We start from the raw sequence: 26,099 nt of genomic DNA, 5'->3' as shown, positions 1-26,099 counted from the left end.
GGCACCTTCCGGCCGCACGCGCCTGTTCTTGTCGGTGCTGAATGGCAGCATGGTGACGTGTCTTTACCACCCCTCGACATCTCTTGGCTCTGCGGTGAATACGCCGAGGAGTGCTACAGCTTCATCTACGTGCGTACCGCGCCCGACCAGGCGATAGCTCGCCTCGGCGGTCGATGGGAGGACTTCACTCCGGGCCCCTTCCCCGACGACCCGGATCACTACCCGGGCCCCGGGGAGCCTCTCGGCGTCGCCGCCATCAATGATTGGACGTTCATTTTCGACCCCGACTGGCTCGGCACCCGCGAAGACCTGATCACTGAACTCTCCAAGGGCACCCGTCTCGTCTCCCAAGCCGCACTCGGCGTCGAGGACACGGACTACTTCTACTGGTGCGAGGACGGCGAGATCAGATTCGCCTGGGGCGGCGATGACGGATTCCTGTCGGAGATACCTGAGAGTCTCACAGACACGATGGCGGAGATCGACAGGCTCTACCCAGCGTGTCCCCGACTCTACAGAGGCCCGGCTTTCCTGCTCGTCGAGCACCTGACCGGGATCAGGCCCACCGAGCCGCTGCTGAAGGGTTCTGCATTCAGGTGGGGTGTCGTCCCAGCATCGAACAAGCCTTGACGTCGGCCAGGCCGCCGGACGATCCCTCCCAGTCCAGGCGATTCGGGCTTTTCGGGCAAAAGCACAGACAAGGTTGCTTTGGCTATATACACATACTCCGGACAAGATTGTTTGGTAGCATTCGCCCCTAAATATCCGATCATAAGGAGTAAAGGGTGCGACCATCCCGGGCACTGGCCGGCCTAATCGCCCTGCTCGCCGTTCTTCTGGCGGGGTGCACGAGCGGGGACGGCAGCAAGGGGGTTGCGATCCCCGACAGCCCCGTCGGTAAAAAGCTGCAGTGGTATCTGGAGGCCGTCAATCGCACTCCGATCGCCGAGAGCGAGCTGAAGGATCACATAAGTCAGGACTTCCTCAAGGAAGTTCCTCCGCAGAAGGTCAATGAGCTCGCCCAGAGCTTGGCAAAACTGACGGTGGACAAGCTGAGCAGCACCAAACCGACAGAGCTGACCGGGCTGACGTCCATTCCCTCGGGACAGAAATACGACACGAAGATCTCCGTAGGGACTGACGGAAAGATCGACTACTTGCTCTTCGAGCCCATTCCGGTTTGAGCCCACCGCGACCGATGGCGGCGGCGGCCAGGAGCGAAGGCACGCGGTCCGGCGCCGCTGCGGGTCGGCCGCGTGCCGGTCCGAGGGCCAGGGCTCAGTAGGCCACGGGTATGGCGGCGCCGAGGACAGGGCGGCGTAGGTGCTCTGGGGTGATCATGACCTTGGTGATGCGACTGGCGATTGCCAGGGCCGCTGGGACGGCGTTCTCGATGTGGTCACCGGCGGTCGGGTCGATGCCGAGTTCACGAAGGTGTCGATTGAGCCGGTCGGGATCCGCGCCGTAACGTCGTTCGGGGAAAGTCGGGTCGATCTCGGTGAGGTGTTCCCCCTCGACGGCGTAGGTGAGGCGGTGCCCGGCGGCGTAGTCGTGTCGCATCACCGCCACGGCCTCTCCGCCGTCGCGGGACAGAGAGCAGAGAGTCTCCCTTTGCGGTGCTCGGAAGCCGTAGTCCTCGACGGCGATCGTCCAGTCCCCGATTCGCCGGACGGTGATGATCTGCGGCCCTTCCGGCTGGGTGTGGTCCTCGTCCGTGATGAGTCGGATGTCCTCATCGGCGGCTCCGAGCCGGCGAAGCACCTCATGTTCGTCGAGTCCGCGGACGAAGGCGATGGTGTAGATCTCGCCGAGTCTGCTGCCTTCTTCCCACCCGTAATCCTCTGGCGACGCGCCGGGAGTTCTCGCGGTGGCGCGGACCAACTCGTACGTGCTCGCCTGCTCAAGGATCTCGGGATGGGCGGCGAAGAATGCCTCGGTGATTTCCGGCGCCAATCGGCCACGGTTACTGACACTGACCAGGTAGCCGTTCGCTCTCGCCCAGTCCTGGATTTGAGTGCGGCCGAGCTTGGGGATCCGGTGGGTGACGCGGAGGGGGGTGAAGTCGGCATCGGACATAATCAGAAGCTACCGATGCTCAGGTGTCCATATCGGGTGTTCCGTCAGACGAAGAGCGTCCTCGGTCGTCAAACCGTCGCCCGGCGGCGGCGGTAGTAGGCCACTGTCGCGGTGGCCAGGGCGGCGCCCCAGATCGGCCAGAACAGTTCCGGGAGCCACGCGCCCCACTCCGTCATCTCGAACTTGCCGACGACGGTCAATCGGATGTACGTGATTCCGGCCACCGTGATGATGATCGAGACGAAGCCGGCCGGGATCACCGCCAGCAGCGGCGGCACGCGCCGTCCCCGCAGGCCCGGGATCCAGCGGGGGAAGACCTCGCCCCACCGCTGCGTCAGTCCGAGGGTGAGGATGCCGCCCAGGGCGCCGAAGGTCGCCAGGTACGCTCCCGCCAGCCACAGCCCCTGCTCGCCGTCCGCGAGGAACTCCTCGCTCACCCCGAACGGGATGCCGAGCGCCCACGCCCACCGGGTGAGGCAGTAGAAGAGCGGCACGAAGAACGCCACCCACACCGCCACGCGGCCCCGCTCCGGTGTGAACCAGTCTCCCCGGCCGCGTCCGATGGCGGCGGTGGCCAGCAGGAGTCCGCCCACCACGCAGACGAGTTGGTTGAGCACCGGCCACGGCCAGGCGTCGGCGACGGTGACGCCGAGGTCCCATCCGAAGGCGGGGGCCACGAGCACCAGTGGCGTGTAGGCGACACCCATCATCAGCCGCGAGTCCGGAACCACCAGCACCAGGAGCGCCACCAGCGGCCAGGCCAGCAGCAACGGCACCCGGCCCACGCCCCTGCGCGCCGACAGCGCCGACAGCGACGGCACCCGGCCGGCGTCCCCACGAGCCGACGGCGACGGCGCACGGTCGGTGCCTCCGCGAGCCAGTAGCAGTGCCGTCGCCAGGACTAGGGCCGAAACGGCTGTGATCCACCAGCCGAAACCGGGGGTCGTCGCGCCCAGGATCGACAGCGCCCCGTCGGGGTCGGGGTCGCTCGCTCCCCAGGGGTAGCCGGGTGCGCCCAATGCCCAGGCCGTACCGAGGAGTCCGTAGATCAACGCCCACAGTGCTGCGGCGTAAGAAGCTCTCATGGGTCCAGCGTCCCGTTCTGACCTGGGGTGGAACGAGATGCCGTCCGGCACCCGTTTGGCGGGCGAACGTGCCGTTCGGCATGCTGAGGTGTGATGAGAACGCGCCTGTTCGTACCGACCCTGATCGCCGGGACCGTGTCCCTGGCGGTGACGATCGCGCACGTCGCCGGGGTGTTGCGGCCGTGGCCGGGCGCCGACGTGCTCGGGATGGCCGAGAGTGTCACGCTGATGGCGGCGGCCGGGCTGGTCGTCCGGTACTCGCCGCTGCGGCAGGCCGCCGTCGCCGCCCCGGTCGCCGGGCTGGCGTCGGCGACCTGGCTGCTGCGCGTGTTCACCCCGGAATCGCCCCTGGCGGGGCTCGGCGCCGCCGCGTTCTGGGGTCTGGGCGCGATGCTGGCCACCGCCGTGGGCGGCTACCTTCGCTCCCTTGAGGTACGGCAGGAGCGCGCGATCGCCGACACGCAGACGGCACTGCGCCTGCGTCTGGCCAGGGATCTGCACGACTTCGTCGCCCACGACCTCGGCGAGATGGTGGCCCATGCGCAGGCGGGTCAGGTCGCGGGTGACCCGGCGCGGGCGCTCGAACGGGTCGAGGCGGCCGGTCAGCGGGCCCTGTCGATGCTGGATCGGACGCTGGACATGCTGCACCACGACCGTCCGATGACCCCGGTGGGCGATCTGGGCGGCATCGCGGAGGCGGCCGAACGGTTCTCCGCCGCAGGCCCAGCGCAGGTAAATCTACGGATAAATCCGGAAATAGTGGTGGGGCCGGATACGGCCGCGCTGGCGTACCGGATCGTGATCGAGGGTCTCACCAACGTACGGCGCCACGCCCCCCGGGCCAGGAGCGTGGAACTGGACGTCACGATCTCAGCGGGCACCCTGGAGGTCACCCTGGTCAACGACGGGGTGACCAGGTCCCAGAAGAGTCGGCGCGGGTCAGTCGCGGCCCGTCACCCGGACGTCTCGGAACGCGCCTCCGGGCCGAAAACACCGATGGCAGAGCGAGGTTCCCGCATCGGTGGTTCCGGGCTGCCCGGGCTGAGTGCGCTGGTCGCGGAGCACGGCGGCGAGCTGATGGCGGCGGCCGTACCCGACGGGTGGTCGCTGACGGCACGGCTGCCGCTGGCACAATCACCGGCGTGAGCATCCGCATCCTCCTCGCCGACGACCAGGAGGGCATCCGCAGCGCCTTCCGGCTGATCCTCGACGCCCAGCCCGACCTGACGGTCGTGGCCGAGGCCGCCGACGGCCGTACCGCGATCGACACCGCGCGGGCGATCAGGCCGGACGTGGTGCTCACCGACATCCGCATGCCGAGCGCCGACGGCATCGAGGTGACCAGGGAGCTGGCCGGGAGCGGCATCCACGTCGTGGTCGTCACGACGTTCGGGCTGGAGGAGTACGTCCACGCGGCGCTGCGCCACGGCGCCGCCGGATTCATCCTGAAGCGTTCCGGCCCGGCCCTGCTCGTGGAGGCGGTCAGGGCCGCCGTGAACGGCGACATGCTGATCAGCCCCCAGCTCACCGTACGGCTGCTGCGTGAGCGCGACCTGCGGGACGAGCCGTCGCCGGTCGTCCTCACCGAGCGGGAGGAGCAGGTGGTGGCGCTGGTCGCGCAGGGCCTGACGAACGCCGAGATCGCCGCCGAGCTGTTCCTGTCGCCCGGCACGGTGAAGAACCACGTCGCGGCCATCCAGGAGAAGACCGGGACGCGGAACCGGGTGGCCACCGCCGCGTGGGCGTGGTCCACCGGCCGGGCCAGGCCCTGATCACACAAGCCGTGATCACAGGAGGGCGTCGATGGCCGCCTCGAACGCCTCCTCGGACTCCGGCCGGATCTTCTTCCCGTTGAGGAAGAAGGTCGGGGTGCCGTCGACCTGGAGCGCCTGCCCCTCCTCGGCGTCCTTCTCGACGCGCTTGAGTGTGGCGGGGTCCTCGTAGGCGCGGTCCCAGGCGGCGAGGTCGAGGCCGAGGTCCTTCGCGTACGTCCGGAACAGATCGTCCATGGGCACCTGCTTGCGCCCCCACTCCTCCTGCCGCTCGAACATGCGCTTGTACATCGCCTCGAAACGGCCCTGCTGGGAGGCGGCCTCCACGGCGCGGGCGGCCCGGCTGGAGTTGAAGTGGTTGGCCAGCGGGAAGTAACGCACCACAAAGGTGATCTTCCCGTCGTACTTCTTCCGCAGTTTCTCCACGACCGGGTAGAACGCCTTGCAGCCGCCGCACTCGAAGTCGAGGAACTCCACCAGCGTCACTTTGCCGTCCGCCGCGGTCTGCAGGCGGTGGCTGTCGGCGCGCACCACCTGGGTGCCCCCCTCGTCGCCGCCGCCACCGCCTCTGACGACCAGCACCCCGCCCAGCACCACCGCGAAGACGGCGAACACCGTCAAAGAGAGCAGCAGGTTCCGCCGACGGGCGGCCTTCCTGCGGTCGTCGGCCTGCATCGCCGCGACCATTTCACGCCGGTTCACTGACATCCGTCATCTCTTTCGTAGTCGACGCAACACGATTTCCGCAGGTCCGGGCAGTCCTCTGCGGTCCAGCAGCACGGCTCCGGCGACCGTGACGAGCCACACCCCCACGGCGTACGCGGCCATGGACGCGCTGTGCATGCGGGCGCCGAGCCCGAGCCCCCACGCGGCGAGGACCGGCGCGCACAGCAGCGACTGCGCGAGGTAGGCCGACAGCGAGCGCCTGCCCACGGCGGCGACGGCCGTGACGACCGGCCCCGGCCTGGAGATCCGGTGCCCGATCAGCCCGAACACCGCCGCGTAGCCGAGTCCTGCGGGCAGTCCGGTGGTCAGTTGGGTGACCTCGTAGACGGTCATGGGGCCGGGCAGCCAGCCCATGACGGCCGCCGCGTGCGGCAGCCCGCCCAGCCAGCCGATCGCGATGCCGATGACCGCGACGCGGCGCAGCAGCGGCAGGTGCCGTCCGGGCTCTTCGAGGACGCGCTGCCGCGCGGCCCAGAACCCGAGGACGATGGCGACGGGCAGGGCGAGCGCGAGCAGCCCCTGGCCGACGGTGACGATCACCGACCAGAACAACAGGCGGTCCAGTACGGCGACAGCCGGGTCGGGCTGGCCGCTTGCCGCCGTACCGATGCCGAAATATCCGGGCAGATCCGTCGGGAGCGCCCCCGCAGCCCCCACGGCCAGCAGCGTCGCCACCGCGAGCACCCCGGCGCCCACCGCCGCCCAGCGCAGCAGCGTCCGGTCGTCGCGGCCGAAGAACAGCTTGGCCAGCAGCAGCCCCGCCAGCCCGTACGCGCCGAGGATGTCCCCCTGCCAGAGCAGCGCGGCGTGCAGGAAGCCGAACACCAGCAGCCACACGTTGCGGCGGTTCGGATCGCCGGACATGCGGGCCATGCCGTACCCGAAGAGGAAGGCGAACATCGGGTAGACGCGGAAGTCCACCCCGACCAGCGCGACGACCTGCACCGCCCGGTCGAGCGCCGAGCCGCCGGGCGGGTGGATGGTGCTGACCCGCAGCTCCCTCCCCCACAGGTACCAGGGGGTGTTGGCGACGGCGATCAGCAGCAGCATGGCGCCTCGTGCGAGGTCGGGCGCCAGGATCCGGCTCACCAGGGGTCGAGGTGCAGGTCGAAGCCCGCGCCGGACAGCTCGGTGAGGAACTCGACAGGTTCGACCAACTGCTCGATGTGGTGGGCGCCGCGCGGCAGCTCGGGCAGGCGGCGGATGAGCAGCGCGGCGGTACGACCGGTGGCCCGGCTCTGCCGCCGCCCGGTGACGCCCACCCTGACCTGACCTGCGGCGGCGACCACGGCGAAGGCGTCGGAGCCGATGTGGGTCTTGCCCAGCAGGTCGCGGACCCTGCGGTGGCGCAGCAGCGGGGCCACGACCGGGTGTCCGGCTGCCGCGAGGAGGCGGGTGGTGAGGCGGGAGTCCAGGCACAGTCCGGTGCGGGCGGTGCGCAGGTAGAGGGTGTCGGGCAGCGTGAACTGGTCGGAGAACGGGAAGCGGTGCACGACGCGGTCGCCGAACGGGGGCGGGAAGGTCATCGTCCAGGAACCGGCGAGGCGGCCGAGGCCGTCCAGGGTCCAGGTGAGCGCGGCCGGTCCGTGGCTGTCGCCCGCGCCGAGCAGCGCGCCGATGCTCAGGTCGGGGTCCTGAGAGCGGTCGGCGCAGATGCGGGCGAGCAGGTTGCTGACGCCGGGGACCAGGCCGACGCTGAGCGCGACCGTCGCGTCGTGTTTCCCGGCCAGGCCGTCCAGGCGGGCGAGGCCGTGGATGAGGTGGCGGGAGGCGGTCACGTCCACGTAGTGGATGCCGCGCTCCACGCAGGCGCGGGCGACGCGGACATTGTCGATCTCCGCGCACATGAGCACGACGTCGATGCCGTCCAGGGCGGCGGCCAGGTCGGCGGGGTCGGCGGCGTCCACGCGCAGCGCCTTGGCGCCGGGGACGGGCCTGGGGTTGCGCCCGGCCACGACGACGTCCACGTCCCAGCCGGTGAGCGCGGCGGCGGCCTCGCGGCCGACGGCGCCGTACCCACCGAGGATCAGAGTTTTTATAGTCACACTCTAAGAATGTTTTTGTAGTGGTGCTATAGTCAAGTCGTGTCATCAGGGAAGCCCGACGGACGTACCGCCAGAGCCCAGGCCACCAGGGCGCGCATCCTCGACGCGGCCGTCGCGCTGTTCACCACCGCCGGATACACGCCGACCAGCATCGGCGCCATCGCCGCCGAGGCCGGGGTCAGCGAGCAGACCGTCTATTACGCCTTCGGCACCAAGAAGGCGGTGCTCGCCACCGCGCTCGACCACGCCATAGCCGGGGACGCCGAGCCCACCCCCACACTGGAACGCCCCTGGGTCACCGCCGCCCTCGGTCACGCCGACCCGCGCGAGCAACTGCGGCGCCAGGTCGCGGGGGCCGGGGCCATCTTCCTGCGGGCCGCGCCGCTCCTCGATGTGGTGCGCAGCGCCGCCCCCACCGACCCCGACCTGGGAGAACTGTGGGCGACGAACCTCCGTCAGCGCCTGACGGTCCAGCGGGTCTTCATCGACGCGCTGGTACGGAAAACGCCGCTGCGCGACGGCCTCACCCCGGAAACGGCCGCCGACATCGCCCTGGTGATCCTGTCTCCCGAGAACTACAACCTGCTGGTCGGCACCCGGAACTGGCCCCACGAGAAATGGCGGGAATGGGCGGAGACCTCACTGATCAGCCTCCTCACCACCCTGCCCGCCACGGCTTGACGGTCACCGCGTCCAGCTCGGCAGGTACTCGACATGCACTATCTGCTGGCCATCCGGTTCACGAACCGAATAGTCGAAGCCCACGCAGTAGTGGTAACGGCACGCGACAGGGTAGGTCGCGTAGCTGCGGGCGGCCACTGCGGGGCCGGTCTTCGCCACTTCGAAGAAGTGCCGCGCCTGCTCCCTGAACACGGTGGAACTGCCCGTCATGAACAGCGTCTCCCCGTGTACGCGCTTCCCGAGCCGATCCCTGTTCTCCGCGTGGTACAGGACGTCGAAGTCGATGTCCTCCTCGGTGAGGACGTCGTCAGCGGGCAACCGCGCCGTCCGGAGTTCGCGAGAGGCGTTCCCGTGGTCGATCCGCTGTCGGATCGCTTTCCACCGTGCCGGGCGTAGCTGGAGCGAGTGGTGGCTCAGCACGAGGTCCACCGGCACGCCGTCGTCCTCCAGGCCCGGCGGGCACGGCGCGGTGCGGGTCGGGAGATAGACGATCGAATGTCGCGACCGTGCCGCCAACAGCCAGAACGCGCCCATCTGGCGCCCTTCCACCCGGTCCACGGTGAAGTCGAACCAGTCGTCTATGTAGCGTAGGGACGCGTTCTTCAACGGGCGGGCGGGCCTGACGACACGGTACTCACGGCCGTCCAGCCGCACCCGCTGAACCGCGATCCGCACCCGCCGGTCACCCGGCCACATCCCTTGTCCGGCCATGCGGCAACGGTAAAGACGATCTTGCCGCGCGGCCATCCATTTGTTCCGGCTCAGGCATTCCGTGATGAACCTGGATAATCACCCATTGTGATCGGAATCTCCGGCTTCGAGCCAATCTTTCTCGTTGGGCTTGAGGCCATCCGCGAGGAACACGGGCCCCGCTTGGCCGCGCTTGGCGGCCGACGTCTGACGGGGTTCGCACTCGTGCGCTTTGTCGAGGACGAGGACTGGTTCGCCGACTGTCCCGTCGTCTTGGACTTCGACGGCGTCCGGGTGGAGATCTGCCATTGGAAACTCGATGAGCTGTCGATCGGCTGGAACACCGTCGACACGACGGCTGCGATCAGTGGCTGGGAGAATGCCGAGCTGACACCAGAGTGGTCCGACACCGACGAGCGGCTCGAATCGTTCCTCGGCCAGGAACTCGACGAGGTCGTCCTGCTTGAGTGGCGGTCATCATCACGTCATGACTTGGCGGACGGCACTCTTGCCGTGGAGTTCGTCTTCGGTGCGGACCGTTTCCACATCGCCAACGCTCTTGATGAGAACAGCATCGATGTCGGCGATGCCCACCCGGATTTCGTGCGACACCGGCTGTACCGGCGCGCGGACTGACCGGGTCAGCCGCCGAAGGTCCGGTCAAGCCGGCCGGGGGGCGGTCGGCGGGTGAGGGTCAGGTAGGCGACCGCCGCGCCGAAGACCAGCAGCGCGACCCAGGCGTTGAACCGCAGCCCCAGCACGAGAGGGGCGGGGTCCATGCGCAGCGACTCGATCCAGGCGCGGCCGGCGGCGTAGGCGGCGGCGTACAGCGCGAACGCCCGGCCGCGGTTCAGCCGGAAGCGCCGCTCGGCCCACAGGACGAGCCCGGCCACCCCCAGGTTCCACAACGACTCGTAGAGGAAGGCCGGGTGGTAGGTGGGTGTGGATTCCATGCCCGGCGGCCGGTGGGCGGGGTCGATCTCCAGCGCCCAGGGCAGGGCGGTCGGGCTGCCGTACAACTCCTGGTTGAACCAGTTGCCCCAGCGGGCGATCGCCTGCCCGAGGGCGATCCCGGGCGCGACGACGTCGGCGAAGTCGCGTAGCGGCAGGCCGCGTCGGCGGCAGGCCAGCCAGGCGCCCAGCGCGCCACCGGCGACGGCGCCCCAGATGCTGATCCCGCCCTCCCATACCGCGAAGACGCGCAGAGTGTCCTTGCCCGGCCCGAAGTACAGCTGCCAGTCAGTGGCCACGTGGTAGATCCGCGCACCGGCCAGGCCGAACGGCACCGCCCAGACGGCGATGTCCTCCACCACGCCACCCTCGCCGCCGCGTGCCGTCCAGCGGCGCCGGGTGAGCCAGATGCCGACGACGACGGCCAGCAGCATGAGCAGGGCGTAGGCGCGGACAGGCAGCGGGCCGAGGTGCCAGACGGCTTGGGACGGACTGGGGATGGCTGTCATGCCGTCGAGTCTCGCTCCGGCGCGACCGCGCGCACATCGAGCGGGACACTGATCGCCGGATCAGTCGACCGGTTGATGCCGGACCTACCAGCGGCTGATTATCGTCGGTGCCGTGGAGTCCTGGGAGCGGTCCCGGCGCCTGTGGCAGCATGCCTTCTTCCTCTCGTGGCTGGTTCTGACCTCGGCCGGCCCGGTGATGGAGGTGGGCCGGGTCCTGCCGGTGGCGCTCGTGGCCGGGCTGGCCGCCTGGTATGCGGTGTGGTTCGTCCTGCGCACGCCTCCCGTGGGTGAGGTGCCCCGGCCGTACGTGGTCGGCGGCGGGCTGCTCTGGCTGGGGCTGTTCGCGATCGACTCCTCCTTCCTGGCGGTGTGCCTGAGCGTGCTCGTCCCGTACTGCATGGACGCCGTGCGCATCGGGCTGGTCGCGGTGCTGTCGTGTGCCGGGGGCTGGCTGTGGCACAGGCACCACGAAAGCGGGTCGGTCACCTGGGCCGAGATCGCCACCACCGCGCTGATCGCGATCAGCGCGGCCACCTCGGTCGGGTACTTCTCATCGGTGGCCCGGCAGAGCGACGAGCGGAAGGAGCTGATCGACCAGTTGCAGGCCGCCCAGGAGGCGCGGGCCGTGGCCGAGCGGCAGGCGGGCGTGGCCGCCGAGCGGCAGCGGCTGGCTCGTGACATCCACGACAGCCTGACCCAGGGGCTGGCCAGCGTGGTGATGCTGCTGGAGGCCGCGCAGGAGCGGTTGCCGGACGACCGGCACCTGACCCACGCGTTGCGAGCGGCCAGGGAGAACCTCACGGAAAGCCGCCGCGTCGTGCTGGCGCTGCGGCCCGGCGAACTCGACGACGACGGCCTGCCGGAGGCACTGCGGAGACTGTCGCGACGGCTGTCGGACGAAACCGGCATCCATGCGAACGCTCTGATCACCGGAGCGCTGCGGCCCCTGGACGTGCACATCCAGGGAGAGCTGCTGCGGGTGGCGCAGGAGGCGGTCGCCAACGCCCGCCGCCACGCCCGGGCCGCGCAGGTCACCCTGACCCTGTCGTTCATGGAGGATGTGGTCGTGCTGGACGTCCACGACGACGGCGAAGGCTTCGATCCCGATCGTGCCTTCGCCGGACACGGCCTGCTGATCATGCTTGAGCGGATGGAGCAGCTCGGCGGCACGCTCCTCGTGGAAAGCGCGCCCGGGGAGGGCACCACGGTCGTGGCCAGTCTCCCGATGGCGACGCGATGACCGGGCGAGGCCCGATCCGGGTCCTGATCGCCGATGACCACCCGGTGGTCCGCGACGGCATCCGGGCGATGCTCGGCACCCAGGACGACCTGGAGGTGGTCGGCGAGGCGATTTCCGGCCTGGATGCGGTACGGCTGGCACGGGCCCTGCGGCCGGACGTCACGTTGATGGACCTGCAGATGCCCGAACTCGACGGCGCGACCGCGATCAGCCGGATCCACGAGCACGACCCCGACGCCAGGGTGATCGTCCTGACCACCTATGACACGGACAGCGACATCTCCCGTGCCATCGACGCCGGAGCGATCGGTTACCTGCTCAAGGACACCCGTCGTGAGCAGCTGTTCGACGCCGTCCGGGCGGCGGCCCGAGGGGAGAGCGCCCTGTCGCCGGCGATCGCGACCCGGGTGTTGTCGTGGGCGCGGGCCGACGCGCCGGGCACTCTCAGCGGCCGGGAGATCGAGGTCCTGGGAGCGGTCGCCCGGGGGATGAGCAACAAGGCCATCGGCACCCACCTGAGCATCAGCGAGGCGACGGTCAAGACCCACCTGTTGCACATCTTCGCCAAGCTCGACGTCGACGACCGCACCGCCGCCGTGACCGTGGCGGCCACGCGAGGGATCATCCGCCTCGGCGGCTGAAGGCCGCGATCGGCGTCGATCACCGGATCAGGCGACGGGGGTCTCTCGCGGCTTCATGGGAGCGTCGATCAGCGTGGACGGCTGAGGGCGGCCTCGGCCAGGTCCGTCCAGGTGTCGGCGGAGGAGTGGGGCACGACCACCCAGTCCTTCACCTCTCGGCCCTTCCCCGAGGGGTCGAACAGGGACGCTCCGGGCAGGTTGAGCGCGTCCGCGTGCTCAGGGGTATCCCTGACCAGCCGGAACACCATCGCGCCGTCACGCTGGAGGCTTGCGAACACCTTCCCCGCCTGGTCCTTGAGCGCGGGGCGCCCCATCATCCGGGAGACCTGCACCCCCAGGTCGGCCAGCTCGTCGCCGACCTGCCGGAAATCCTCTTCCGCGCTCACCGTCACCCAGCCCCCCGACTCCGTGCGGGCGCTTCCCGCGTACCAGAACGGCCTCCGCCCTGCTTTCCGACAGCACGGTCTTCCGACAGCACGGCGACCCAGGTCCGCCAGCTTAGCGAAACCCCGCAAACCGGACACCTGGCCGAGTTCGCGCCCCAGCGCCATTGACATTCTAGAAGGTCTATGTTTACTTAGTGCATCTAGAAAATCTAGAGCTTATAAGGAGGTGGCGATGGAGCTTCGCAGGTGGACACCGCTCGCGGCCGTCGCGCCGAGTTCACGGGGGGACTTCTGACATGCCACCCTCCCGCCGCAATCCCCTGACCGCCGTATTCGGCAAGTACGCCATGGACGCGACCATCACTACGGCAGAGCAGGTCACGCCCTCGATGCGGCGCATCCGGCTCCAGACCGACCAGCCCGTCGCCTTCCCCTACACCCCGGGCCAGCACATCCGGATCCAGTTGAAGGATCCGCTGTCGGTGTCCGGGATCCTGCGCCCGGGCGACACTCTGCGCACCTACACGATCTGGGAGCTCGATCCCGCCCGACGCGGGATCGAGCTGCGCATCCACCTCTACGAGGGGGACGGCATCGGCCTGACCTGGGCGCGCGCGGCCCGGCCGGGGGATCGGGTGACCTTCTGGTGGGCGCAGGGCGACTTCTTCACCCGGGAGGCGGACTATCACCTGTTCGTTGGGGACGAGACCGCCGCCGCCGCGTTCGGCCCGATGATCGCCGCGCTGAACCCCTCCGCAGAGGTGTACGGGGTCCTGGAGAGCGACGGCCCGGAACACGACCTGGCCATGCCGGGAGATCCGCCGCTGCACCGGGTCCACCGCCATGGCGCGTCAGCCACCTCCTCGAAGGTCCTGCTCGCGGCCGTGGCCGACCTCCACCTGCCGGACGACGCCGGAGCCGCCTACGTGGCCGGAGAGGCCAGAACCTGTCAGATGGTGCGCGACCACCTCGTCCGCGACCGCGACTGGCCGCGCACCTCGATCAAGGTCAAGCCGTTCTGGACACCGGGCAAGCGCGGCCTGCACTGAGCCCGGCACGAACTACCCGCACGAACTACCCGCACTGACTGTCTGCACCGACTACCTGTGCTGGGCCCGGCACCGGCTACGACGTGGGTCTGCGCAGGGTCTTGCGGCAGGCGGGGCAGGCGTCTTTGAGCGCGGCGGAGAACGGCAGCGGCCAGTCGGCGACCCAAAGGGGGCGGGCGCCGACCCCGCAGAGCGTGCGGGCCCACTCCTGGTCGGTACGCGGCCAGTGCTTGAGCGCGTGAACGACTCTGACGCCGTCGTGCAGCGCGACGCCGCTGTGGACGACGGGCACCGGCTCCGGTTTCAGGACGTCGAGCAGCACCAGGTCGGCCTGCGCGAACAGCCAGCGGCGCCGGGAGTGTCCGTGGACCTCGATGACCTGGTCCAGGCGGACCAGGGCCCAGGAGTCGCCGCGTACCGACTGCACCACGCCTGAGCGGCCCACCAGCAGGTCGCCGTACGTTCTGGCCTCCAGAGGGCTGTCTTCCACGCCTTCGACGCGGACGCGGTCGCCCTCGCACAGGCCGGTCACATCAGGCATGGCCGGGCGTCCGCCGTCGCACGCGCCGAGGCGCGGTCCTCGGGCACGATCTCGAACCAGACCACGCATCCGGCCTCCGACCAGCGCACTCCCCACGACGCGGCGAGCGCCGCCACCGTGACCAGGCCCCGGCCGTTGTCGTCGTTCTCGCCGCTGCGGCGCATGACGGGGACCGACGTCGAGGTGCCCTGGTCGCGGACGGCGACGTTCAGCCGGTCGCCGACCTCGTGCAGCTCGAACGTGAACTCCCCGTTCGGGCCACCGGACGAACTGTGCTGAACCGCGTTGGTCACCAGCTCGGAGAGCAGCAGCAGGGTGACATCACACGTGGTCTCCGGGTACGCCGAGAGCGCCGCCGCCGCGCATCTCCGCGCCACGGGAACCGATCTCTCCACGCCGGGCAGGGTCACCGCCGCCAGCCGCTGCCACTCGTCCACGGATAGCACCTCCATTGCGCGAGCTAGGTCCTGAGTCGCACGGTTTATCGAACTTCCCTTTTGGCCATTCCCAAGCTTGGCGACTTTCCGATACTTTTAGTTACGGATCAGTTACACATTGTGCACACAGGCGTGTGTTCGGTTGTGTGTGTGATCTGTGTGAATCTGTAGTCGCGAGAGCACGGAGCTAGAAAATGACCGCACCCGAGACAGCGATCCCCTCAGGAACTCCGCTCGAAATGTTCGGCTTCGAGCTGCGGCGATGCCGCATGGAGCGCCACTTCAGCATCAACGAACTGGCACGCGCCATCGCGTTCAGCGCAAGCCTCGTCGGCGCGGTAGAGCGCGCCGCCCGCCGCCCGACGCGCGATTTTACGATGCGCTGCGAAGGCGCCCTAGGACTTTCGGGCGAACTACTCGAAATCCTCCCTCTCATCACGAAGGAGACCTCCCCAGGCTGGTTCCGCCCCTGGGCCAAGATCGAAGAGGCCGCCGAAAGCCTCCGCTCATGGGAACCTCTCGTGATTCCCGGACTCCTTCAGACAGAGCGTTACGCACGCGCCGTTCTCCAGGGCAAGCCGGGAATCTCAGCGGAAGATCTGGAACAAAGCATAGAAGCCCGACTCCAGCGGCAAGCAATCTTCCACAGGCCCAACCCACCGATGTTCTCCGCGATCCTGGACGAATGGGTGCTCAAGCGACCTATCGGTGGCGGACAGGTTATGCGCGAGCAACTAGAACATCTCCTGACAATGACATCGCACCACCGCGTGACGATTCAGATCGTCCCCACCAGCCTGGGGGTGACCGCCGGGCTTCAGGGAGGATTCATCATCGCGCCCCAAGCTGCATACATCGAGACCTCGGTCGCAGGCTACGTATCCGATCGCCCAGACGAGCTAAGTGCCATTAACATCAACTACGACACGATTCGTGCGTGGGCTCACCCCCAACACGTCTCTGAGGACCTGATTCGAGAGATGGTGAGCAGCTATGACCGAGACTCCATCAACTGAACTCACCAATGCCGCGTGGCGCAAGGCCACCAAGTCCGGCCCTAATGGCGGCAACTGCGTCGAGGTAGCGCCGCTATCGGGCGGTCGCGTCGCCATCCGCGACACCGAAGCCCTCCACCTGACCCCGTTCATCGTGTCGGCCTCCGTCTGGGACGCCTTCATTGACGGCGCCAAGAACGGCGAATTCGACTTCTAACCCCCGACGGCGGGCCGCCCACCAGGCGGCCCGCCCCACACAGCGCCGAGCCACCCCAAAGGGGCGAACCGCCTCACGCAACGCTCGTTTCCAGCAGCTCCAGGCCGCGACTCAAAGAGACGGTGAGCAGCAATGAGCACAGCGAACGACCTGGCAACCGAACTCGCCAACGCCGCATGGCGCAAAGCAACCAAGTCCGGCGACAACGGCGGCGACTGCCTTGAAGTAGCACCGCTCTCCGGCGGGCGCGTCGCCATCCGCGACACCGAAGCCCCCCACCAACCACCCTTCGTCGTCTCCCCCTCCGTCTGGGACGCCTTCATCGACGGCGCCAAGAACGGCGAATTCGACTTCTGACCCCTGGCGGCGGGCCACTCACCCTGCCAGCCAGCGCGGAAACCCAGGCGCCGGGCCAGGGTCAGGGACGCCTTGTTCTCCGGCTGAATGTCGGCCTCCAGCCGATGGAGCCGCAGGTCGGTGAAGGCGTACCGCAGGGTGACTGTGAGCCCGTCGGTCAGGTAACCCTGCCCGGCCGACAGGGCGAAGGCCGCATGGCCGAGGGGCGCGCCCTGGTAGGATATGCGCCAACGTCAAGGGCCTGTGGCGAGCAGCGGATCAACCTGGCGCTGTGATGACGTCGCTTCTCTTCTCGGTCTGGATACCCAGCTGGCAGATATCGGATCGAGTCGCTCGGGTGGCGCGGCTTCAGTCCATCGGCTGCACTGTCGGCGCCCGATGTCTACGACTCCTGATTGAGTGCCCCAGCCCGATCCCGGATCTTGGTGCGGAGACGCGGCGTCCAGTGCTGTCGGAACAGACACGCGTGGGCGGTCATCATCTGATGGAGTAGTTCTCCGGCGACCCGCACTTCCTTCCGGTCGAAAGGTTCCGGCATACGATGATCTTGATCCGCTCCTGCCACGCGTTGGGCATGTTGAACTTGAAGGATCTGGACCCTCCCTTGACGGTCCGGGTTTCACGCGACACCCTGCCGCGCGCCATGTAGCCCTCGAAGATCACGGTAGTCGAGAAGGCGTAGCCGGTCGGGCTGGTCACAACCCCTCGAATGGTGGGCTCGTAGCTGCCGTTCCAGGAGATCGCTCCCCGCGTGAAACCTCCCTCGCAGTCGGAGTTGCTGTAGCACACCTCGAAAAGCTCGGCGGCGGTGGCTGCGGTAGCGGGCGCCGCCAGCGTGATCGTGCCGGCGAGGGCGGTGGCCGAGGCGAGGGCGCAAGCGGACAACCCCTTCATGATCGTTTTCTTCATCGGGGGAGCATACAGTGATTTAGGTCCCGACCGAAACATGGGAAGCGTCCCCTCGCCGGAGATCCCCGGATCCGCCCCGCATACATGACCGCCGCCCTCAGCGCTCCGCATCGAAGCCGGCTCGCCGCCCTTGGCGTACTGACCGCGCTGGTGTCCACCGCCCCACGGCCACCGCGCACCGGGCCGGCCGAGGGGACGGCTCTCCCATGAAGCCCCGCCCCCCGACGGCGGGCCACCTGTCCAGATACCTCGGTGAGCGGCCTACGCGGGAAGATTCCACGACGGGCCGTCGGGGGCGCCCAGCCATACCCGCTGACCGTCCGGAGTGACGGTGACGCCGAAGCCGGACCGATGCGGTCGCCCCGCCTCCGTCCAGGTCAGGACGGCCTCCTCGACCGCGTCCCACAGCCGGAGCGGGCCATGTTGCCGCACCTGCCATCCCCCACCCGGCACGGGCTCGGTGGTCGCCTGCGACCCGGTGGCCACGTCGAGAAGGATGACCTCGTCGCCGACGCCGAGCTTCTCGGCCGACGGCACGGCGAGCTGGGCGACCCAGAGCGCGGTCCGGTCACCCAGCAGGGCGGGGTCGATGCGGTTCCTCCTCCGCTCTCCCATGCCGATGCGGTAGTGCGCCCGGGGCGGGCGACCGTGCGGGCGGGCGTACATGAAGGAGATGTTGTCCTCGGTGAACCGGCCGGAGGCAGTGCCGTCATCGCCGAGCGTGATGTGTGCCAGGGCAGTGCCCGTCATCCACCCGGTGAGCGGGGCGGTGATTGTGCCACCGTCCCGCACCTGCCACATCCAGGAGATGGGGATGTATCGCACCGAACAGGTCGCGATCAGCCGGTCGTACTCGGCGTTCGCCTCGTAACCGTGCAGGCCGTCCCCTGTGACCAGGGTCGGGGAGAATCCGGCGACGAAGAGCGCCGCCTCCGCCTGGACGGCGGCCTTCGGGTCGTACTCCACAGAGGTCACAAGGCCGTCGCCGAGACGGTGGCACATGAGCGCGGTCGAGTAGCCGGTGCCCGTACCGACCTCAAGGACCTTGTCCCCCTCGCCGATCCCGGCCACTTCGAGCATCCGCACCACCAGGCCGGGCAGTGTGGACGACGAAGTCGGCTCCCCGGCCAGCGGTTCTGATGCCTCGGCAGCGGTGATCCCGTCCACCTGGGTAACCCCGGTCTCGTTCGCGTTGGCCAGTTGCGACCACTCCGCCGGGGTCATCGAGCCTCGCCGTACGGGCTGCCATACATCGCCTCGGACGTCGTCAGCCAACCGGAAGACCGCTTCACCCAGGAACAGCTCCCGGGGAACGTCCTCCACAGCCCTCCGCCAAGCCTCCTGCGTGAGATCTCCGCTGCCCGCAATCCGACCGACCAACTCTCGGCGCAGGGAAGCCCCATCCGCAGCCCTCATGCGAGGCCCTCCAGGTGATCTGCGATCGCGCATGCTAGATCTCGGTGCTGGCCGCGACGCAGGACTATGGCGCGATCGATTCCTGAGGTGTCACCTACACACTTCCCAGAATCCGGAGCTGGCGCCAACGTACCGCTCGGGCCTCTGTCCGCGCAGGAACATGTAGACGAGCAGATAGCTGTCCAGCCGTTGCGCGACCGCGACGTATGGCGACAAATGTCGGCATGCCTGGGGCTATCGGCACGGCGGAAAATGGTGGGCGATGTCGGGATCGGCTGCACTAGCATCGCCGCTCGTGAGTATTTCCAGGGAACGACCGCCCTTCGTCGCCGATGAACGTACCCAGCTCGTCGGCTGGCTCGACACGCAGCGTGCGATCGTCCAATGGAAATGTGAAGGGTTGTCCGAGCAGGACGCCTACCGGTCGGTGCTGCCCACCTCGCCGCTCATGACCGTGGCCGGTCTGCTGTCGCACATGCGCTGGACCGAGCACTGCTGGTTCGAGGTCCTCTTCCTGGGCCGCCCCAAAGAGAGCAACCCGCAGTTCGACGAGAGCGTCGAGGACGCCGACATGCGGGTCGAGGGCGTCCCCCTGGCGCGGCTCCTCGACGACTACGAGCGGCAGTGCCGGATCTCGAACGAGATCGTCGCCGCCCACTCGCTGGACGACGTGGGCAAGCACCCCGACTTCCGCTCGGCCTCGGCGAGCCTGCGCTGGATGCTGATCCACATGGTCGAGGAGACCGCCCGGCACGCCGGCCACCTGGACACCATCAGAGAACTGCTCGACGGCGGCAAGGGCTACAACTGACCCTCCCGTTCAACGGGGACGGCGGCCCTTCCTGCCCCGACGGCTCGCCGTGTCCGGGGGCGGTTTCCTCGGCTGTTTCCGGGCCTTCGCCGGGGCAGGCGCGGGGGTACGGCCCCGGGAGCTGTTCGCCGTACGCCCACGGACGATGCCGATGAAGTCCTCCACCAGCTCGGTCGTCGCCTCCGTGGGCCAGGCCAGCGCGACCTGCGACTGAGGCGCCTCCACGACCGGCCGATAGGTCAAATCCCTGCGGTGGTGGAGGCGCGCCAGCGACTCGGGGACCAGCAGCGCCCCGGCCTCCGCCGCCACCAGTTCGATCGCCTGCGCCGTCGTGTCCGGACGTGTGAAAGCCGGCAGTCCTGGCAGCGCCGTCCACTCCAGGGTGTCGTCCATCGGACGGAGCATCTCCTCGTCGGCGAGGTCGGCGACGGTCACCTCGTCGGCGGCGGCCACCGCGTGATCCTTCGGCACCACGACCACGGTGGTCTCGACGTAGAGAGGGATCACGCTGAGCCCTTCGCGGTCGACGGGCAGCCGTACGAACCCGGCGTCGGCGCCGCCGTCGCGCAGGAGCTTCACCACCTCGTCGGCGGCGACGGGGACCAGGATGAGTGGTACGTCGTGCACCCGCTCGGCCCAGATGGTGACCCATTTGGTGGGCGTCACCCCGGGCACGTACGCCAGCCGGAATTCCCTGTCAGTCACCTCCTCACGGTACCGGTGTCGGAGAACGCGGATTCGCGCCCTACCCTTGACGCCATGACCAAGGCGAAGACCACTCAGACGATGAAGCCCGCGACCGCGGCCAAGAAGCTGGGTGTGCTCCTCTCGGCCACTCCCGCCGAGTTCCAGGAGGGAGTCGTCTCCAGGGACGAGCTGAGCGCGCTGCAGGCCGACCCGCCGGCATGGCTGACCGAGCTGCGACGCGAAGGACCGCACCCCAGGCAGGTCGTCGCCGTGAAGCTGGGCGTCTCCAACTCGGGCCTGGCCAGGGGCGGCATCACCGGGCCGCTCACCACCGCCGAGATCGACGCCATCAAGGCGGACAACCCCGAGTGGCTGCAGCACGAGCGGTCGGTCCAGGCCGAGGTGCGCAAGGAAGCCCAGCGCCTCAAGCAGCGCTAGACGCCGTTTATCGGACGCTTACGGGTCGTCGATCACGTTTCATGAGGCTCGCCTTCTCCTTCAAGGAAAGGGAGCCACATGAAACGGCCCATCGTCGTCTTATCCTCCGGAGCGCTTCTGCTCTCCCTCGCACTCGTACGACCGGCCGAGGCCCGAACCGGCCCGCCCGAGCCGTCCGCACCCACTCGGCAGAGTGTCTCCCCCGCCCCGACCAGGGAGGCCACGGACGAGGAGTACCTCACGCTCGCGGCGGCTTCGCTGGCCGAGCAGTCGGGTCTGCCCCCTGCGGAACTGAAGGAACGGCTGCGCGCCGAACGCGGCCTCGCCGACCGGCTCGCGGCCGTCACCGGCAGACTCGGCCCACGCGCCGCAGGCGGATGGATCGACGTACCGACGGGCACCGTCCATGTCAACGTCCTCGATGAGCGGGCGGCTCGAACGGCGACGGACGACGGCGCTCAGGCGCACCTGGTGAGCAACAGCACCCGGACGCTTCAGACCGTGCACAGCAAGATCGACAAGGCGGCGCAGGGCCGGCTCGTCTCCGCCTACGTCGACGTCAGATCCAACCAGGTGGTGATCGAAGTACCGTCGGCGGAAAAGGAGGGCACCGCCAGTGTGCTCGCCCGTGCGGGCCTGTCGGGGAGCCGAGGCACGGTCAAGGTGGTCGCGACCGACTCGGCCGCGGAGCCGTCCGGGCTCATCGGTGGGGACAAGTTCGAAATGTGGAACGCCTCGGGTACCCAGTACCAGGGTGACTGCTCGGCCGCGTTCCTGGCGCGCAACCGCAGCACCGGCTGGCACTACATGGTGACCGCAGGCCACTGCAACGAACTCGGTGGCAACACCTGGGCCTGGCGCCCCGGCGACAACAAGTGGGTGGGGTACGGCCACGTCTGGAACTTCGACTACAACGGCGACTACGGCAGCTACTTCGTGCGGAACTCCGGCGAGTGGAACCCCTACGGGCCGTGGGTGAACATGTACAACGGCACCTTCAGAAGGATCGGCGGCGCCCAGGACGCCCCGGTCGGCGCCCACCTGTGCAAGTCCGGCGCGACGACCGGCTGGACCTGCGGGTTCGTCAACGCCCGCGATGTCACCGTGACCTATGCCAACGGCCCCACCGTGGGCGGACTCACCATGACCGACTACCGGTCCAGGCCCGGTGACAGCGGCGGCTCCGTCGTCTGGAACAACGACGCGGCCGGCATTCACAGCGGTTCGCGAACCGACGGCAGCGCCGCCTACTTCCAGCCGATCCGAGAGGCGCTCGCCGCCCAGAACATGGACCTGATCCTGGACTGAGCGCCTCGCCGTCCCTGACCTGTGGAAACCGCAGGCAGGGGCGGCCATGTGCGTCATTCCGCGATGTGCGCGGTCCGGCTCGAAGCGCGGGCACGATCGGGGTGTAACACCTTCCGGGTTCACGACACGTACGGAACGTCAGACTTCCGAACGAGAGAGACACAGCGTGGGCCCACCTGATCAAAAGCAGCGTTTCGCGGAGATCTACACGGCGAACTACGCCGACATCCTCGCCTACCTCCGGCGGCGTGCCGATTCCCACGACGACGCCGCCGACGCCCTTGCCGAGACGTTCACGATCGCCTGGCGTCGGCTGGACGACGTTCCCGAAGGACACCGGGCCCGTCTGTGGCTCTACGGCGTGGCCCGCCGGGTACTGGCCAACGGCCGGCGGGCCGACTCCCGCCGCAGCGAGTTGGTCGAACGTCTCGGCCTGCAGCTTGAGCAGTGGGCGGAGTCGATCGTGGTGGACGACGACTTCGACGCCGTGCGAGCGGCCTTCAGGCGGCTGAGCCCAGACGATCGCGAGGTGCTCGCACTGGCCGGCTGGGAGGGGCTGGGCTCCCCCGAGATCGCCACGGTGCTGGGCTGCTCACGCGCCGCGGCCCGGTTACGGCTGCACCGTGCCCGCAAACGGCTGGCGAAGAACCTGAAGGCCGCTGGGCTGGACATGGCCCGCTACGGCGAGCGTGCCATCACCATGACGAGAGAGGCGACATGAGGAACGACATCGACAGCCTGGTGGCCCGAATCGCGCCCGACCCGGGCCCCGGCCACACCCCGCTGGCCGGCGAACTGCTGAACGAGATCACCTCGGCCCCTGTCGCCGAGACCCGGAGCGTCCCGCGTCGGCGTCGGTACCTGCGGCTGGCCGCACCGGTCCTGGCCGCTGCGGCAGCCGTCGCGACCTTCGCCGTCATCCAGGCTCCGGCCGCTGCGGCCCTGGACATCGAACGCGTGGACGGCTATCACGTCATCACCGTCAAGGACCTGATGGCCGATCCGAGCGTGTACGAGTCCGAGCTGAAGGCGCGTGGTCTGGACATCACGCTCACCGTCACGCCGACGTCCGCGAACCTGGCCGGCAGCATCTTCGTGATGACCGACGACCTCGACCCGCTGAGATCCGGTGAGCCGGTGGCGGCCAAGGGCACCATCACGGCCATCAGTGCGCCCGGCCCGTGCCACCGGTTCGGCGGATGCCCGACCGGGCTGAAGGTCCCGCTGGACTTCGAGGGGAAGGCCGAGGTCATCCTGGGCCGGCAGGCGGAGGCCGGTGAGAAGTACGCCATGCCTCCCGGTATCGGGATGTTCGGTGAGCCGCTGTATTGCGTGGACTACGTCAACAAGAACGTCGCTGACGTCAACACGCTGCTGCGGGGGCGCGGCGTGGAGCCGCAGTTCACCGTCTCGGGGCAGCAGCCCCAGTCCGCCGCGCCCGACGACTGGTACGTCCACGACGGCGTCATGAGCGCCGAGGGCAAGGCGCTCTTGCTGGTCGGTCCCGACCCGAACGACAAGCCGAAGCCCGTGGACGTTTCCTGCGGGAACTAGCTCCTGAATCGTCCCGGCCGGGGGCGAGCTTCCCGGTCGGGCGTCTCATCGGTGAGACGGCTCTTGACGCCGACCTCCGGGCGCGTATCTTTCGCTTAGGAAACTTTCCTAAAAGAAAGTCGAGAACGCCCGAAGGAAGTGCACGTGAAATCCAGGAAACGAGCAGCAGCCCTCTCCGCCGCCACTCTTCTCTCCGCCGGTCTGCTGCTGATCACCGCCGCGCCGGCCCACGCCGTCCCCGACACCTGCACCGTGAACACCTGGGGTGGCTACGGCGCCAGCACCTGCACCACCGGCACCGGAGAACAGCGCATCAACATCGCCTACATCGACCGCCAGAACCAGCGGCAGCTGGTGGTGGGCAACTGGGCGCCGGTGGGCGGCACCTCCTCCGCCTACTTCAACGGATCCCTCCACCTCTGGTGGCTGGACAAGCGCGGGTGATCCCTCGCGGGGACGGTACCGAGGCACCGTCCCCGCAGCTTGAGTACTTGTACTCATGTGCCGCCCTGGTGCTCTTCGTACGCTTTTGAGAATGTTGATGAAGTTCGCCATAGCAGCGGCGACCGCCGGCGCCGTCCTCTGGTTCTGGGTCGCCGCCCCCTGGGCTGACGGCAACGACCGCTGGCACCTGGTGGCGGACCAGTCTTCGGTCACCTACGGGCAGGTCGTCGCCACCGGCGAGAACGAGGCATGGGCCTTCGGATGGAAGATCCTCGGCATCGGCGCCTGGATCCCGATGGCCGACGGCCCGCACCGCCCCACGGTCTTCCACTGGAACGACGGCCGCTGGCGGAAGACCGACTTCCCGGTCGAGGTCGGAACCGTCGGCCAGGTCGCCGCGTCCGCTCCCGACGACGTGTGGGCCCTGGTCGGCACCTCCGTGGTGCGCTGGGACGGCCGTACCTGGGCGATCGCCCACGAGTTCTCCGGGCCGGTCATGGCCCTGAGCGTCGTCGCCGCCGACGACGTGTGGGTCTTCGGCGACCGCAGGACCTGGCACTACAACGGCGCCACCTGGACGGAGCAGGCCGTCCCGTTCACGGCATGGCGGGTCAGCGCCCGCTCCGCCTCCGACATCTGGGCCCTGGACGGCGAGGCGGCCCGGGTGCACCACTTCGACGGCGGGACGTGGACCCCGATCGACCTGACCCCGGCTTTGCCGAAGGCGCCGCCCGCCTCCGACCCGCTTCCGCCCGACCTGCTGAACGCCCCTCACCTGCGCGCGATCACCGCCGACGAAACCGGCGTCTGGATCACCGGCGAGATCGGGATGTCGTCCTTCCTGCTGTCATGGACCGGCTCCGGCTGGCGCACCGAGGACACCTCCGCGACGGCCGGTCGGATGGGCCGCGCCCTCCCGCCCGTTCCCGACGGCAGGGGCGGACACTGGCTCCTCGGTTCCACCGACGTCAACGGCAACGCCTCCGCTCTCGCCCATCGCGACCCGTCCGGCCGCTGGAGCAGGGTTCCGTCCGGGGGCGAGCTGACGTCGCTGTCGGCCGTCCCGGGCGGCCCGCTGCTGGCCACCGGGCAGATCGGCCGGGCCACGGGAGTCTTCCGCCACCTTCCCTGACGGCGCATCGCCAGCTATCCGGTGTTGCTAGGTACTGGTAGCCGGCGCTACTTTATACTGGTACTAAGTGGCACCAGATAGCCGGAGCGCGTTCGTCCAGAACCGCGCCGACGGCAGCACCTCAGAGGAACCGACATGACGAAGAACAACTCGGCGTGGACCGGCATGCTGCCGGTCGCCGACACGGCCCTGGCCGTCACCGACACCGGCGGCCCCGGAATCCCCGTGATCTACCTCAACGGCCACACCGCCACCCAGGGATACTGGCGACGGGTCCTCGCCGAACTGGGGCCGGGGTGGCGGCACATCACCTACGACATGCGGGCCCGGGGCAAGTCGAAGCGGTCGGCGAACTACTCGTTCGAGGCGAACCTCGCAGACGTGGACGCCGTGCTCGCGGCCCGTGGTGTGGACCTGGCACTGCCGGTGGGCTGGTCCTACGGGGCGTTCGTCGCCGCGCACTGGGCCAGCCGCAATCCCGACCGTGCCATCGGCGCGGTCATGGTCGACGGCGCACAGCCGTACGACTGGCTCGACGATGCCATCGAACAGCGCATCCGGAAGCTGTTCGGGCGGATGCGCTGGCTCCTGCCGCTGCTGCGTCCGACGGGCCTGACCCCGCGCATGAGCGCCGAGCAGATCGCGAACAGCAACATCGAGGTCGGCAGGATCGCCCGCGAGCGCGAACTGGGGCCCGTGCTGGACGCCATCACCGTCCCGGCGCGGTATGTGCTCGCTTCGGGGGCGTCCTTCGGAAGCAAGGGCGACGAGCAGGAGATCATTCGCGCCAGCGTCACGCAGGTGGTCGAGCGCAACCCGAACATCAAGATCAGCGCGAAGGTCCCCAGCAACCACGGCGCGATCCTGAAGAAGGACTTCCGCGCCGTCGCCGACGCGGTCCGCGAGGTCGGCGCCCTCGACCGCTGAAGACGGAGGAGCCCACTCAGCGTAGTAATCGGGCGTCGGCAGGATCAACCGGCTGGAAGTACTGTCTTGAACAGC

33 protein-coding genes and 1 pseudogene are annotated in these 26,099 nt (G+C 68.8%); 20 read left to right on the top strand and 14 right to left on the bottom strand.

What is annotated here, in order from left to right:
* Window positions 1–57 precede the first annotated feature (57 nt).
* On the top strand, window positions 58–630 hold the full coding sequence (locus tag ABD120_RS13445) for a DUF6461 domain-containing protein (protein WP_343950167.1): 573 nt from the start codon (window positions 58–60) through the stop codon (window positions 628–630).
* 155 nt (window positions 631–785) lie between these two features.
* Complete coding sequence (locus ABD120_RS13440; RefSeq protein ID WP_343950166.1) at window positions 786–1,184, top strand: Cpe/LpqF family protein; 399 nt, start codon at window positions 786–788, stop codon at window positions 1,182–1,184.
* Between the two features lie 94 nt (window positions 1,185–1,278).
* Here ABD120_RS13440 and ABD120_RS13435 read toward each other — a convergent pair whose 3' ends face one another.
* Entirely contained in the window at window positions 1,279–2,076 is a 798-nt protein-coding gene (locus ABD120_RS13435) for a DUF6461 domain-containing protein (RefSeq protein WP_343950165.1), read from the bottom strand.
* A gap of 68 nt (window positions 2,077–2,144) precedes the next feature.
* Window positions 2,145–3,161 (bottom strand): hypothetical protein, encoded by a 1,017-nt coding sequence (locus ABD120_RS13430; protein WP_343950164.1) that lies wholly within the window; start codon window positions 3,159–3,161, stop codon window positions 2,145–2,147.
* A gap of 93 nt (window positions 3,162–3,254) precedes the next feature.
* On the opposite strand from ABD120_RS13430, the gene ABD120_RS13425 reads away from it, so the two are divergent.
* Window positions 3,255–4,307, top strand: coding sequence for a sensor histidine kinase (locus tag ABD120_RS13425; RefSeq protein WP_343950163.1), 1,053 nt, complete (start codon window positions 3,255–3,257; stop codon window positions 4,305–4,307).
* Entirely contained in the window at window positions 4,304–4,933 is a 630-nt protein-coding gene (locus ABD120_RS13420) for a response regulator (protein ID WP_343950162.1), read from the top strand. The genes ABD120_RS13425 and ABD120_RS13420 overlap by 4 nt, the downstream gene beginning before the upstream one ends.
* A 15-nt stretch (window positions 4,934–4,948) precedes the next feature.
* Here the strand turns inward: ABD120_RS13420 and ABD120_RS13415 are convergent, their stop codons facing one another.
* The 3 genes from ABD120_RS13415 to ABD120_RS13405 are packed head-to-tail and all read right to left on the bottom strand — an operon-like array spanning window position 4,949 to window position 7,704.
* Window positions 4,949–5,641 (bottom strand): DsbA family protein, encoded by a 693-nt coding sequence (locus ABD120_RS13415; protein WP_343950161.1) that lies wholly within the window; start codon window positions 5,639–5,641, stop codon window positions 4,949–4,951.
* A 3-nt stretch (window positions 5,642–5,644) separates the two neighbouring features.
* The gene (locus ABD120_RS13410; RefSeq protein WP_343950160.1) at window positions 5,645–6,748 is read right to left on the bottom strand and encodes a DUF418 domain-containing protein; all 1,104 of its coding nucleotides are present in this window, start codon (window positions 6,746–6,748) and stop codon (window positions 5,645–5,647) included.
* On the bottom strand, window positions 6,745–7,704 hold the full coding sequence (locus ABD120_RS13405; protein ID WP_343950159.1) for a saccharopine dehydrogenase NADP-binding domain-containing protein: 960 nt from the start codon (window positions 7,702–7,704) through the stop codon (window positions 6,745–6,747). The genes ABD120_RS13410 and ABD120_RS13405 overlap by 4 nt, the downstream gene beginning before the upstream one ends.
* Window positions 7,705–7,743: 39 nt before the next feature.
* Here ABD120_RS13405 and ABD120_RS13400 point away from each other — a divergent pair, with 39 nt between their 5' ends.
* Window positions 7,744–8,385, top strand: coding sequence for a TetR/AcrR family transcriptional regulator (locus tag ABD120_RS13400; RefSeq protein ID WP_343950158.1), 642 nt, complete (start codon window positions 7,744–7,746; stop codon window positions 8,383–8,385).
* Between the two features lie 3 nt (window positions 8,386–8,388).
* On the opposite strand, the gene ABD120_RS13395 is transcribed toward ABD120_RS13400, so the two are convergent.
* The gene (locus ABD120_RS13395) at window positions 8,389–9,132 is read right to left on the bottom strand and encodes a hypothetical protein (RefSeq protein ID WP_343950157.1); all 744 of its coding nucleotides are present in this window, start codon (window positions 9,130–9,132) and stop codon (window positions 8,389–8,391) included.
* Between the two features lie 51 nt (window positions 9,133–9,183).
* Here ABD120_RS13395 and ABD120_RS13390 point away from each other — a divergent pair, with 51 nt between their 5' ends.
* Window positions 9,184–9,711 (top strand): hypothetical protein, encoded by a 528-nt coding sequence (locus ABD120_RS13390; protein ID WP_343950156.1) that lies wholly within the window; start codon window positions 9,184–9,186, stop codon window positions 9,709–9,711.
* A 5-nt stretch (window positions 9,712–9,716) separates the two neighbouring features.
* Here the strand turns inward: ABD120_RS13390 and lgt are convergent, their stop codons facing one another.
* Complete coding sequence (gene lgt / locus ABD120_RS13385; RefSeq protein WP_343950155.1) at window positions 9,717–10,535, bottom strand: prolipoprotein diacylglyceryl transferase; 819 nt, start codon at window positions 10,533–10,535, stop codon at window positions 9,717–9,719.
* A 112-nt stretch (window positions 10,536–10,647) separates the two neighbouring features.
* Here lgt and ABD120_RS13380 point away from each other — a divergent pair, with 112 nt between their 5' ends.
* Together ABD120_RS13380 and ABD120_RS13375 are read left to right on the top strand one after the other, a co-directional pair.
* On the top strand, window positions 10,648–11,775 hold the full coding sequence (locus tag ABD120_RS13380) for a sensor histidine kinase (RefSeq protein ID WP_343950154.1): 1,128 nt from the start codon (window positions 10,648–10,650) through the stop codon (window positions 11,773–11,775).
* Window positions 11,772–12,416, top strand: coding sequence for a response regulator (locus ABD120_RS13375; RefSeq protein WP_343950153.1), 645 nt, complete (start codon window positions 11,772–11,774; stop codon window positions 12,414–12,416). Before ABD120_RS13380 ends, ABD120_RS13375 begins: the two co-directional genes overlap by 4 nt.
* Window positions 12,417–12,484: 68 nt before the next feature.
* Here ABD120_RS13375 and ABD120_RS13370 read toward each other — a convergent pair whose 3' ends face one another.
* The gene (locus tag ABD120_RS13370) at window positions 12,485–12,802 is read right to left on the bottom strand and encodes a hypothetical protein (RefSeq protein ID WP_343950152.1); all 318 of its coding nucleotides are present in this window, start codon (window positions 12,800–12,802) and stop codon (window positions 12,485–12,487) included.
* A 296-nt stretch (window positions 12,803–13,098) separates the two neighbouring features.
* Here ABD120_RS13370 and ABD120_RS13365 point away from each other — a divergent pair, with 296 nt between their 5' ends.
* Window positions 13,099–13,851 (top strand): siderophore-interacting protein, encoded by a 753-nt coding sequence (locus ABD120_RS13365; protein ID WP_343950151.1) that lies wholly within the window; start codon window positions 13,099–13,101, stop codon window positions 13,849–13,851.
* 76 nt (window positions 13,852–13,927) lie between these two features.
* On the opposite strand, the gene ABD120_RS13360 is transcribed toward ABD120_RS13365, so the two are convergent.
* Both ABD120_RS13360 and ABD120_RS13355 read right to left on the bottom strand, forming a co-directional pair.
* Complete coding sequence (locus ABD120_RS13360; RefSeq protein ID WP_343950150.1) at window positions 13,928–14,392, bottom strand: hypothetical protein; 465 nt, start codon at window positions 14,390–14,392, stop codon at window positions 13,928–13,930.
* Window positions 14,380–14,829: an ATP-binding protein gene (locus ABD120_RS13355; RefSeq protein WP_343950149.1), complete on the bottom strand. Its 450-nt coding sequence runs from the start codon at window positions 14,827–14,829 to the stop codon at window positions 14,380–14,382. The genes ABD120_RS13360 and ABD120_RS13355 overlap by 13 nt, the downstream gene beginning before the upstream one ends.
* A 194-nt stretch (window positions 14,830–15,023) precedes the next feature.
* Here ABD120_RS13355 and ABD120_RS13350 point away from each other — a divergent pair, with 194 nt between their 5' ends.
* The 3 genes from ABD120_RS13350 (at window position 15,024) to ABD120_RS13340 (ending at window position 16,398) form a co-directional block, all read left to right on the top strand.
* A complete protein-coding gene (locus ABD120_RS13350) occupies window positions 15,024–15,845 on the top strand; it encodes a helix-turn-helix domain-containing protein (protein ID WP_343950148.1) in 822 nt (273 codons plus the stop codon).
* The gene (locus ABD120_RS13345; RefSeq protein ID WP_343950147.1) at window positions 15,823–16,041 is read left to right on the top strand and encodes a DUF397 domain-containing protein; all 219 of its coding nucleotides are present in this window, start codon (window positions 15,823–15,825) and stop codon (window positions 16,039–16,041) included. Before ABD120_RS13350 ends, ABD120_RS13345 begins: the two co-directional genes overlap by 23 nt.
* A 132-nt stretch (window positions 16,042–16,173) precedes the next feature.
* Entirely contained in the window at window positions 16,174–16,398 is a 225-nt protein-coding gene (locus ABD120_RS13340; protein WP_343950146.1) for a DUF397 domain-containing protein, read from the top strand.
* A gap of 47 nt (window positions 16,399–16,445) precedes the next feature.
* Here ABD120_RS13340 and ABD120_RS13335 read toward each other — a convergent pair.
* The 3 genes and pseudogenes from ABD120_RS13335 to tgmC all read right to left on the bottom strand — a co-directional run.
* A pseudogene (locus ABD120_RS13335) lies at window positions 16,446–16,580 on the bottom strand (GNAT family N-acetyltransferase); the annotation flags it as partial.
* Window positions 16,581–16,875: 295 nt separating this feature from the next.
* A complete protein-coding gene (locus ABD120_RS13330; RefSeq protein ID WP_343950145.1) occupies window positions 16,876–17,307 on the bottom strand; it encodes a hypothetical protein in 432 nt (143 codons plus the stop codon).
* A 261-nt stretch (window positions 17,308–17,568) separates the two neighbouring features.
* Window positions 17,569–18,723: an ATP-grasp peptide maturase system methyltransferase gene (gene tgmC / locus ABD120_RS13325; protein ID WP_343950144.1), complete on the bottom strand. Its 1,155-nt coding sequence runs from the start codon at window positions 18,721–18,723 to the stop codon at window positions 17,569–17,571.
* Window positions 18,724–19,018: 295 nt separating this feature from the next.
* On the opposite strand from tgmC, the gene ABD120_RS13320 reads away from it, so the two are divergent.
* Window positions 19,019–19,534: a DinB family protein gene (locus ABD120_RS13320; RefSeq protein ID WP_343950143.1), complete on the top strand. Its 516-nt coding sequence runs from the start codon at window positions 19,019–19,021 to the stop codon at window positions 19,532–19,534.
* 9 nt (window positions 19,535–19,543) lie between these two features.
* On the opposite strand, the gene ABD120_RS13315 is transcribed toward ABD120_RS13320, so the two are convergent.
* Window positions 19,544–20,239: a LysR family substrate-binding domain-containing protein gene (locus ABD120_RS13315; protein WP_343950142.1), complete on the bottom strand. Its 696-nt coding sequence runs from the start codon at window positions 20,237–20,239 to the stop codon at window positions 19,544–19,546.
* Window positions 20,240–20,293: 54 nt separating this feature from the next.
* Between ABD120_RS13315 and ABD120_RS13310 the strand changes: the two genes are divergently transcribed.
* The 7 genes from ABD120_RS13310 (at window position 20,294) to ABD120_RS13280 (ending at window position 26,024) form a co-directional block, all read left to right on the top strand.
* Window positions 20,294–20,659 carry a DUF5997 family protein gene (locus tag ABD120_RS13310; protein ID WP_343950141.1) on the top strand — a complete coding sequence of 122 codons (366 nt, stop codon included), beginning with the start codon at window positions 20,294–20,296 and terminating at the stop codon, window positions 20,657–20,659.
* A 78-nt stretch (window positions 20,660–20,737) separates the two neighbouring features.
* Window positions 20,738–21,967, top strand: a complete 1,230-nt coding sequence (locus ABD120_RS13305) for a S1 family peptidase (protein ID WP_343950140.1) — start codon at window positions 20,738–20,740, stop codon at window positions 21,965–21,967.
* A 166-nt stretch (window positions 21,968–22,133) separates the two neighbouring features.
* Window positions 22,134–22,688: an RNA polymerase sigma factor gene (locus ABD120_RS13300; RefSeq protein WP_343950139.1), complete on the top strand. Its 555-nt coding sequence runs from the start codon at window positions 22,134–22,136 to the stop codon at window positions 22,686–22,688.
* Entirely contained in the window at window positions 22,685–23,521 is an 837-nt protein-coding gene (locus ABD120_RS13295; protein ID WP_343950138.1) for a hypothetical protein, read from the top strand. Before ABD120_RS13300 ends, ABD120_RS13295 begins: the two co-directional genes overlap by 4 nt.
* A 144-nt stretch (window positions 23,522–23,665) precedes the next feature.
* Window positions 23,666–23,965, top strand: a complete 300-nt coding sequence (locus ABD120_RS13290) for a hypothetical protein (protein WP_343950137.1) — start codon at window positions 23,666–23,668, stop codon at window positions 23,963–23,965.
* 91 nt (window positions 23,966–24,056) lie between these two features.
* Window positions 24,057–25,097: a beta propeller repeat protein gene (locus tag ABD120_RS13285; RefSeq protein WP_343950136.1), complete on the top strand. Its 1,041-nt coding sequence runs from the start codon at window positions 24,057–24,059 to the stop codon at window positions 25,095–25,097.
* Window positions 25,098–25,232: 135 nt separating this feature from the next.
* Complete coding sequence (locus ABD120_RS13280) at window positions 25,233–26,024, top strand: alpha/beta fold hydrolase (protein ID WP_343950135.1); 792 nt, start codon at window positions 25,233–25,235, stop codon at window positions 26,022–26,024.
* Window positions 26,025–26,099 lie beyond the last annotated feature (75 nt).

The organism is Nonomuraea longicatena (assembly GCF_039525605.1).
GTDB classification, from domain to species: domain Bacteria; phylum Actinomycetota; class Actinomycetes; order Streptosporangiales; family Streptosporangiaceae; genus Nonomuraea; species Nonomuraea longicatena.
This window is presented reverse-complemented; position numbering and strand designations above follow the sequence as displayed.

Coding starts and splice junctions, on each gene's coding strand:
- ABD120_RS13415 (WP_343950161.1), bottom strand. CDS start 5,641: ATGTCAGTGAACCGGCGTGAAATGGTCGCGGCGATGCAGGCCGACGAC.
- ABD120_RS13350 (WP_343950148.1), top strand. CDS start 15,024: ATGACCGCACCCGAGACAGCGATCCCCTCAGGAACTCCGCTCGAAATG.
- ABD120_RS13330 (WP_343950145.1), bottom strand. CDS start 17,307: ATGAAGAAAACGATCATGAAGGGGTTGTCCGCTTGCGCCCTCGCCTCG.
- ABD120_RS13395 (WP_343950157.1), bottom strand. CDS start 9,132: ATGGCCGCGCGGCAAGATCGTCTTTACCGTTGCCGCATGGCCGGACAA.
- ABD120_RS13285 (WP_343950136.1), top strand. CDS start 24,057: ATGTTGATGAAGTTCGCCATAGCAGCGGCGACCGCCGGCGCCGTCCTC.
- ABD120_RS13360 (WP_343950150.1), bottom strand. CDS start 14,392: ATGCCTGATGTGACCGGCCTGTGCGAGGGCGACCGCGTCCGCGTCGAA.
- ABD120_RS13345 (WP_343950147.1), top strand. CDS start 15,823: ATGACCGAGACTCCATCAACTGAACTCACCAATGCCGCGTGGCGCAAG.
- ABD120_RS13310 (WP_343950141.1), top strand. CDS start 20,294: ATGACCAAGGCGAAGACCACTCAGACGATGAAGCCCGCGACCGCGGCC.
- tgmC (WP_343950144.1), bottom strand. CDS start 18,723: ATGAGGGCTGCGGATGGGGCTTCCCTGCGCCGAGAGTTGGTCGGTCGG.
- lgt (WP_343950155.1), bottom strand. CDS start 10,535: ATGACAGCCATCCCCAGTCCGTCCCAAGCCGTCTGGCACCTCGGCCCG.
- ABD120_RS13305 (WP_343950140.1), top strand. CDS start 20,738: ATGAAACGGCCCATCGTCGTCTTATCCTCCGGAGCGCTTCTGCTCTCC.
- ABD120_RS13295 (WP_343950138.1), top strand. CDS start 22,685: ATGAGGAACGACATCGACAGCCTGGTGGCCCGAATCGCGCCCGACCCG.
- ABD120_RS13430 (WP_343950164.1), bottom strand. CDS start 3,161: ATGAGAGCTTCTTACGCCGCAGCACTGTGGGCGTTGATCTACGGACTC.
- ABD120_RS13365 (WP_343950151.1), top strand. CDS start 13,099: ATGCCACCCTCCCGCCGCAATCCCCTGACCGCCGTATTCGGCAAGTAC.
- ABD120_RS13375 (WP_343950153.1), top strand. CDS start 11,772: ATGACCGGGCGAGGCCCGATCCGGGTCCTGATCGCCGATGACCACCCG.
- ABD120_RS13435 (WP_343950165.1), bottom strand. CDS start 2,076: ATGTCCGATGCCGACTTCACCCCCCTCCGCGTCACCCACCGGATCCCC.
- ABD120_RS13425 (WP_343950163.1), top strand. CDS start 3,255: ATGAGAACGCGCCTGTTCGTACCGACCCTGATCGCCGGGACCGTGTCC.
- ABD120_RS13340 (WP_343950146.1), top strand. CDS start 16,174: ATGAGCACAGCGAACGACCTGGCAACCGAACTCGCCAACGCCGCATGG.
- ABD120_RS13280 (WP_343950135.1), top strand. CDS start 25,233: ATGACGAAGAACAACTCGGCGTGGACCGGCATGCTGCCGGTCGCCGAC.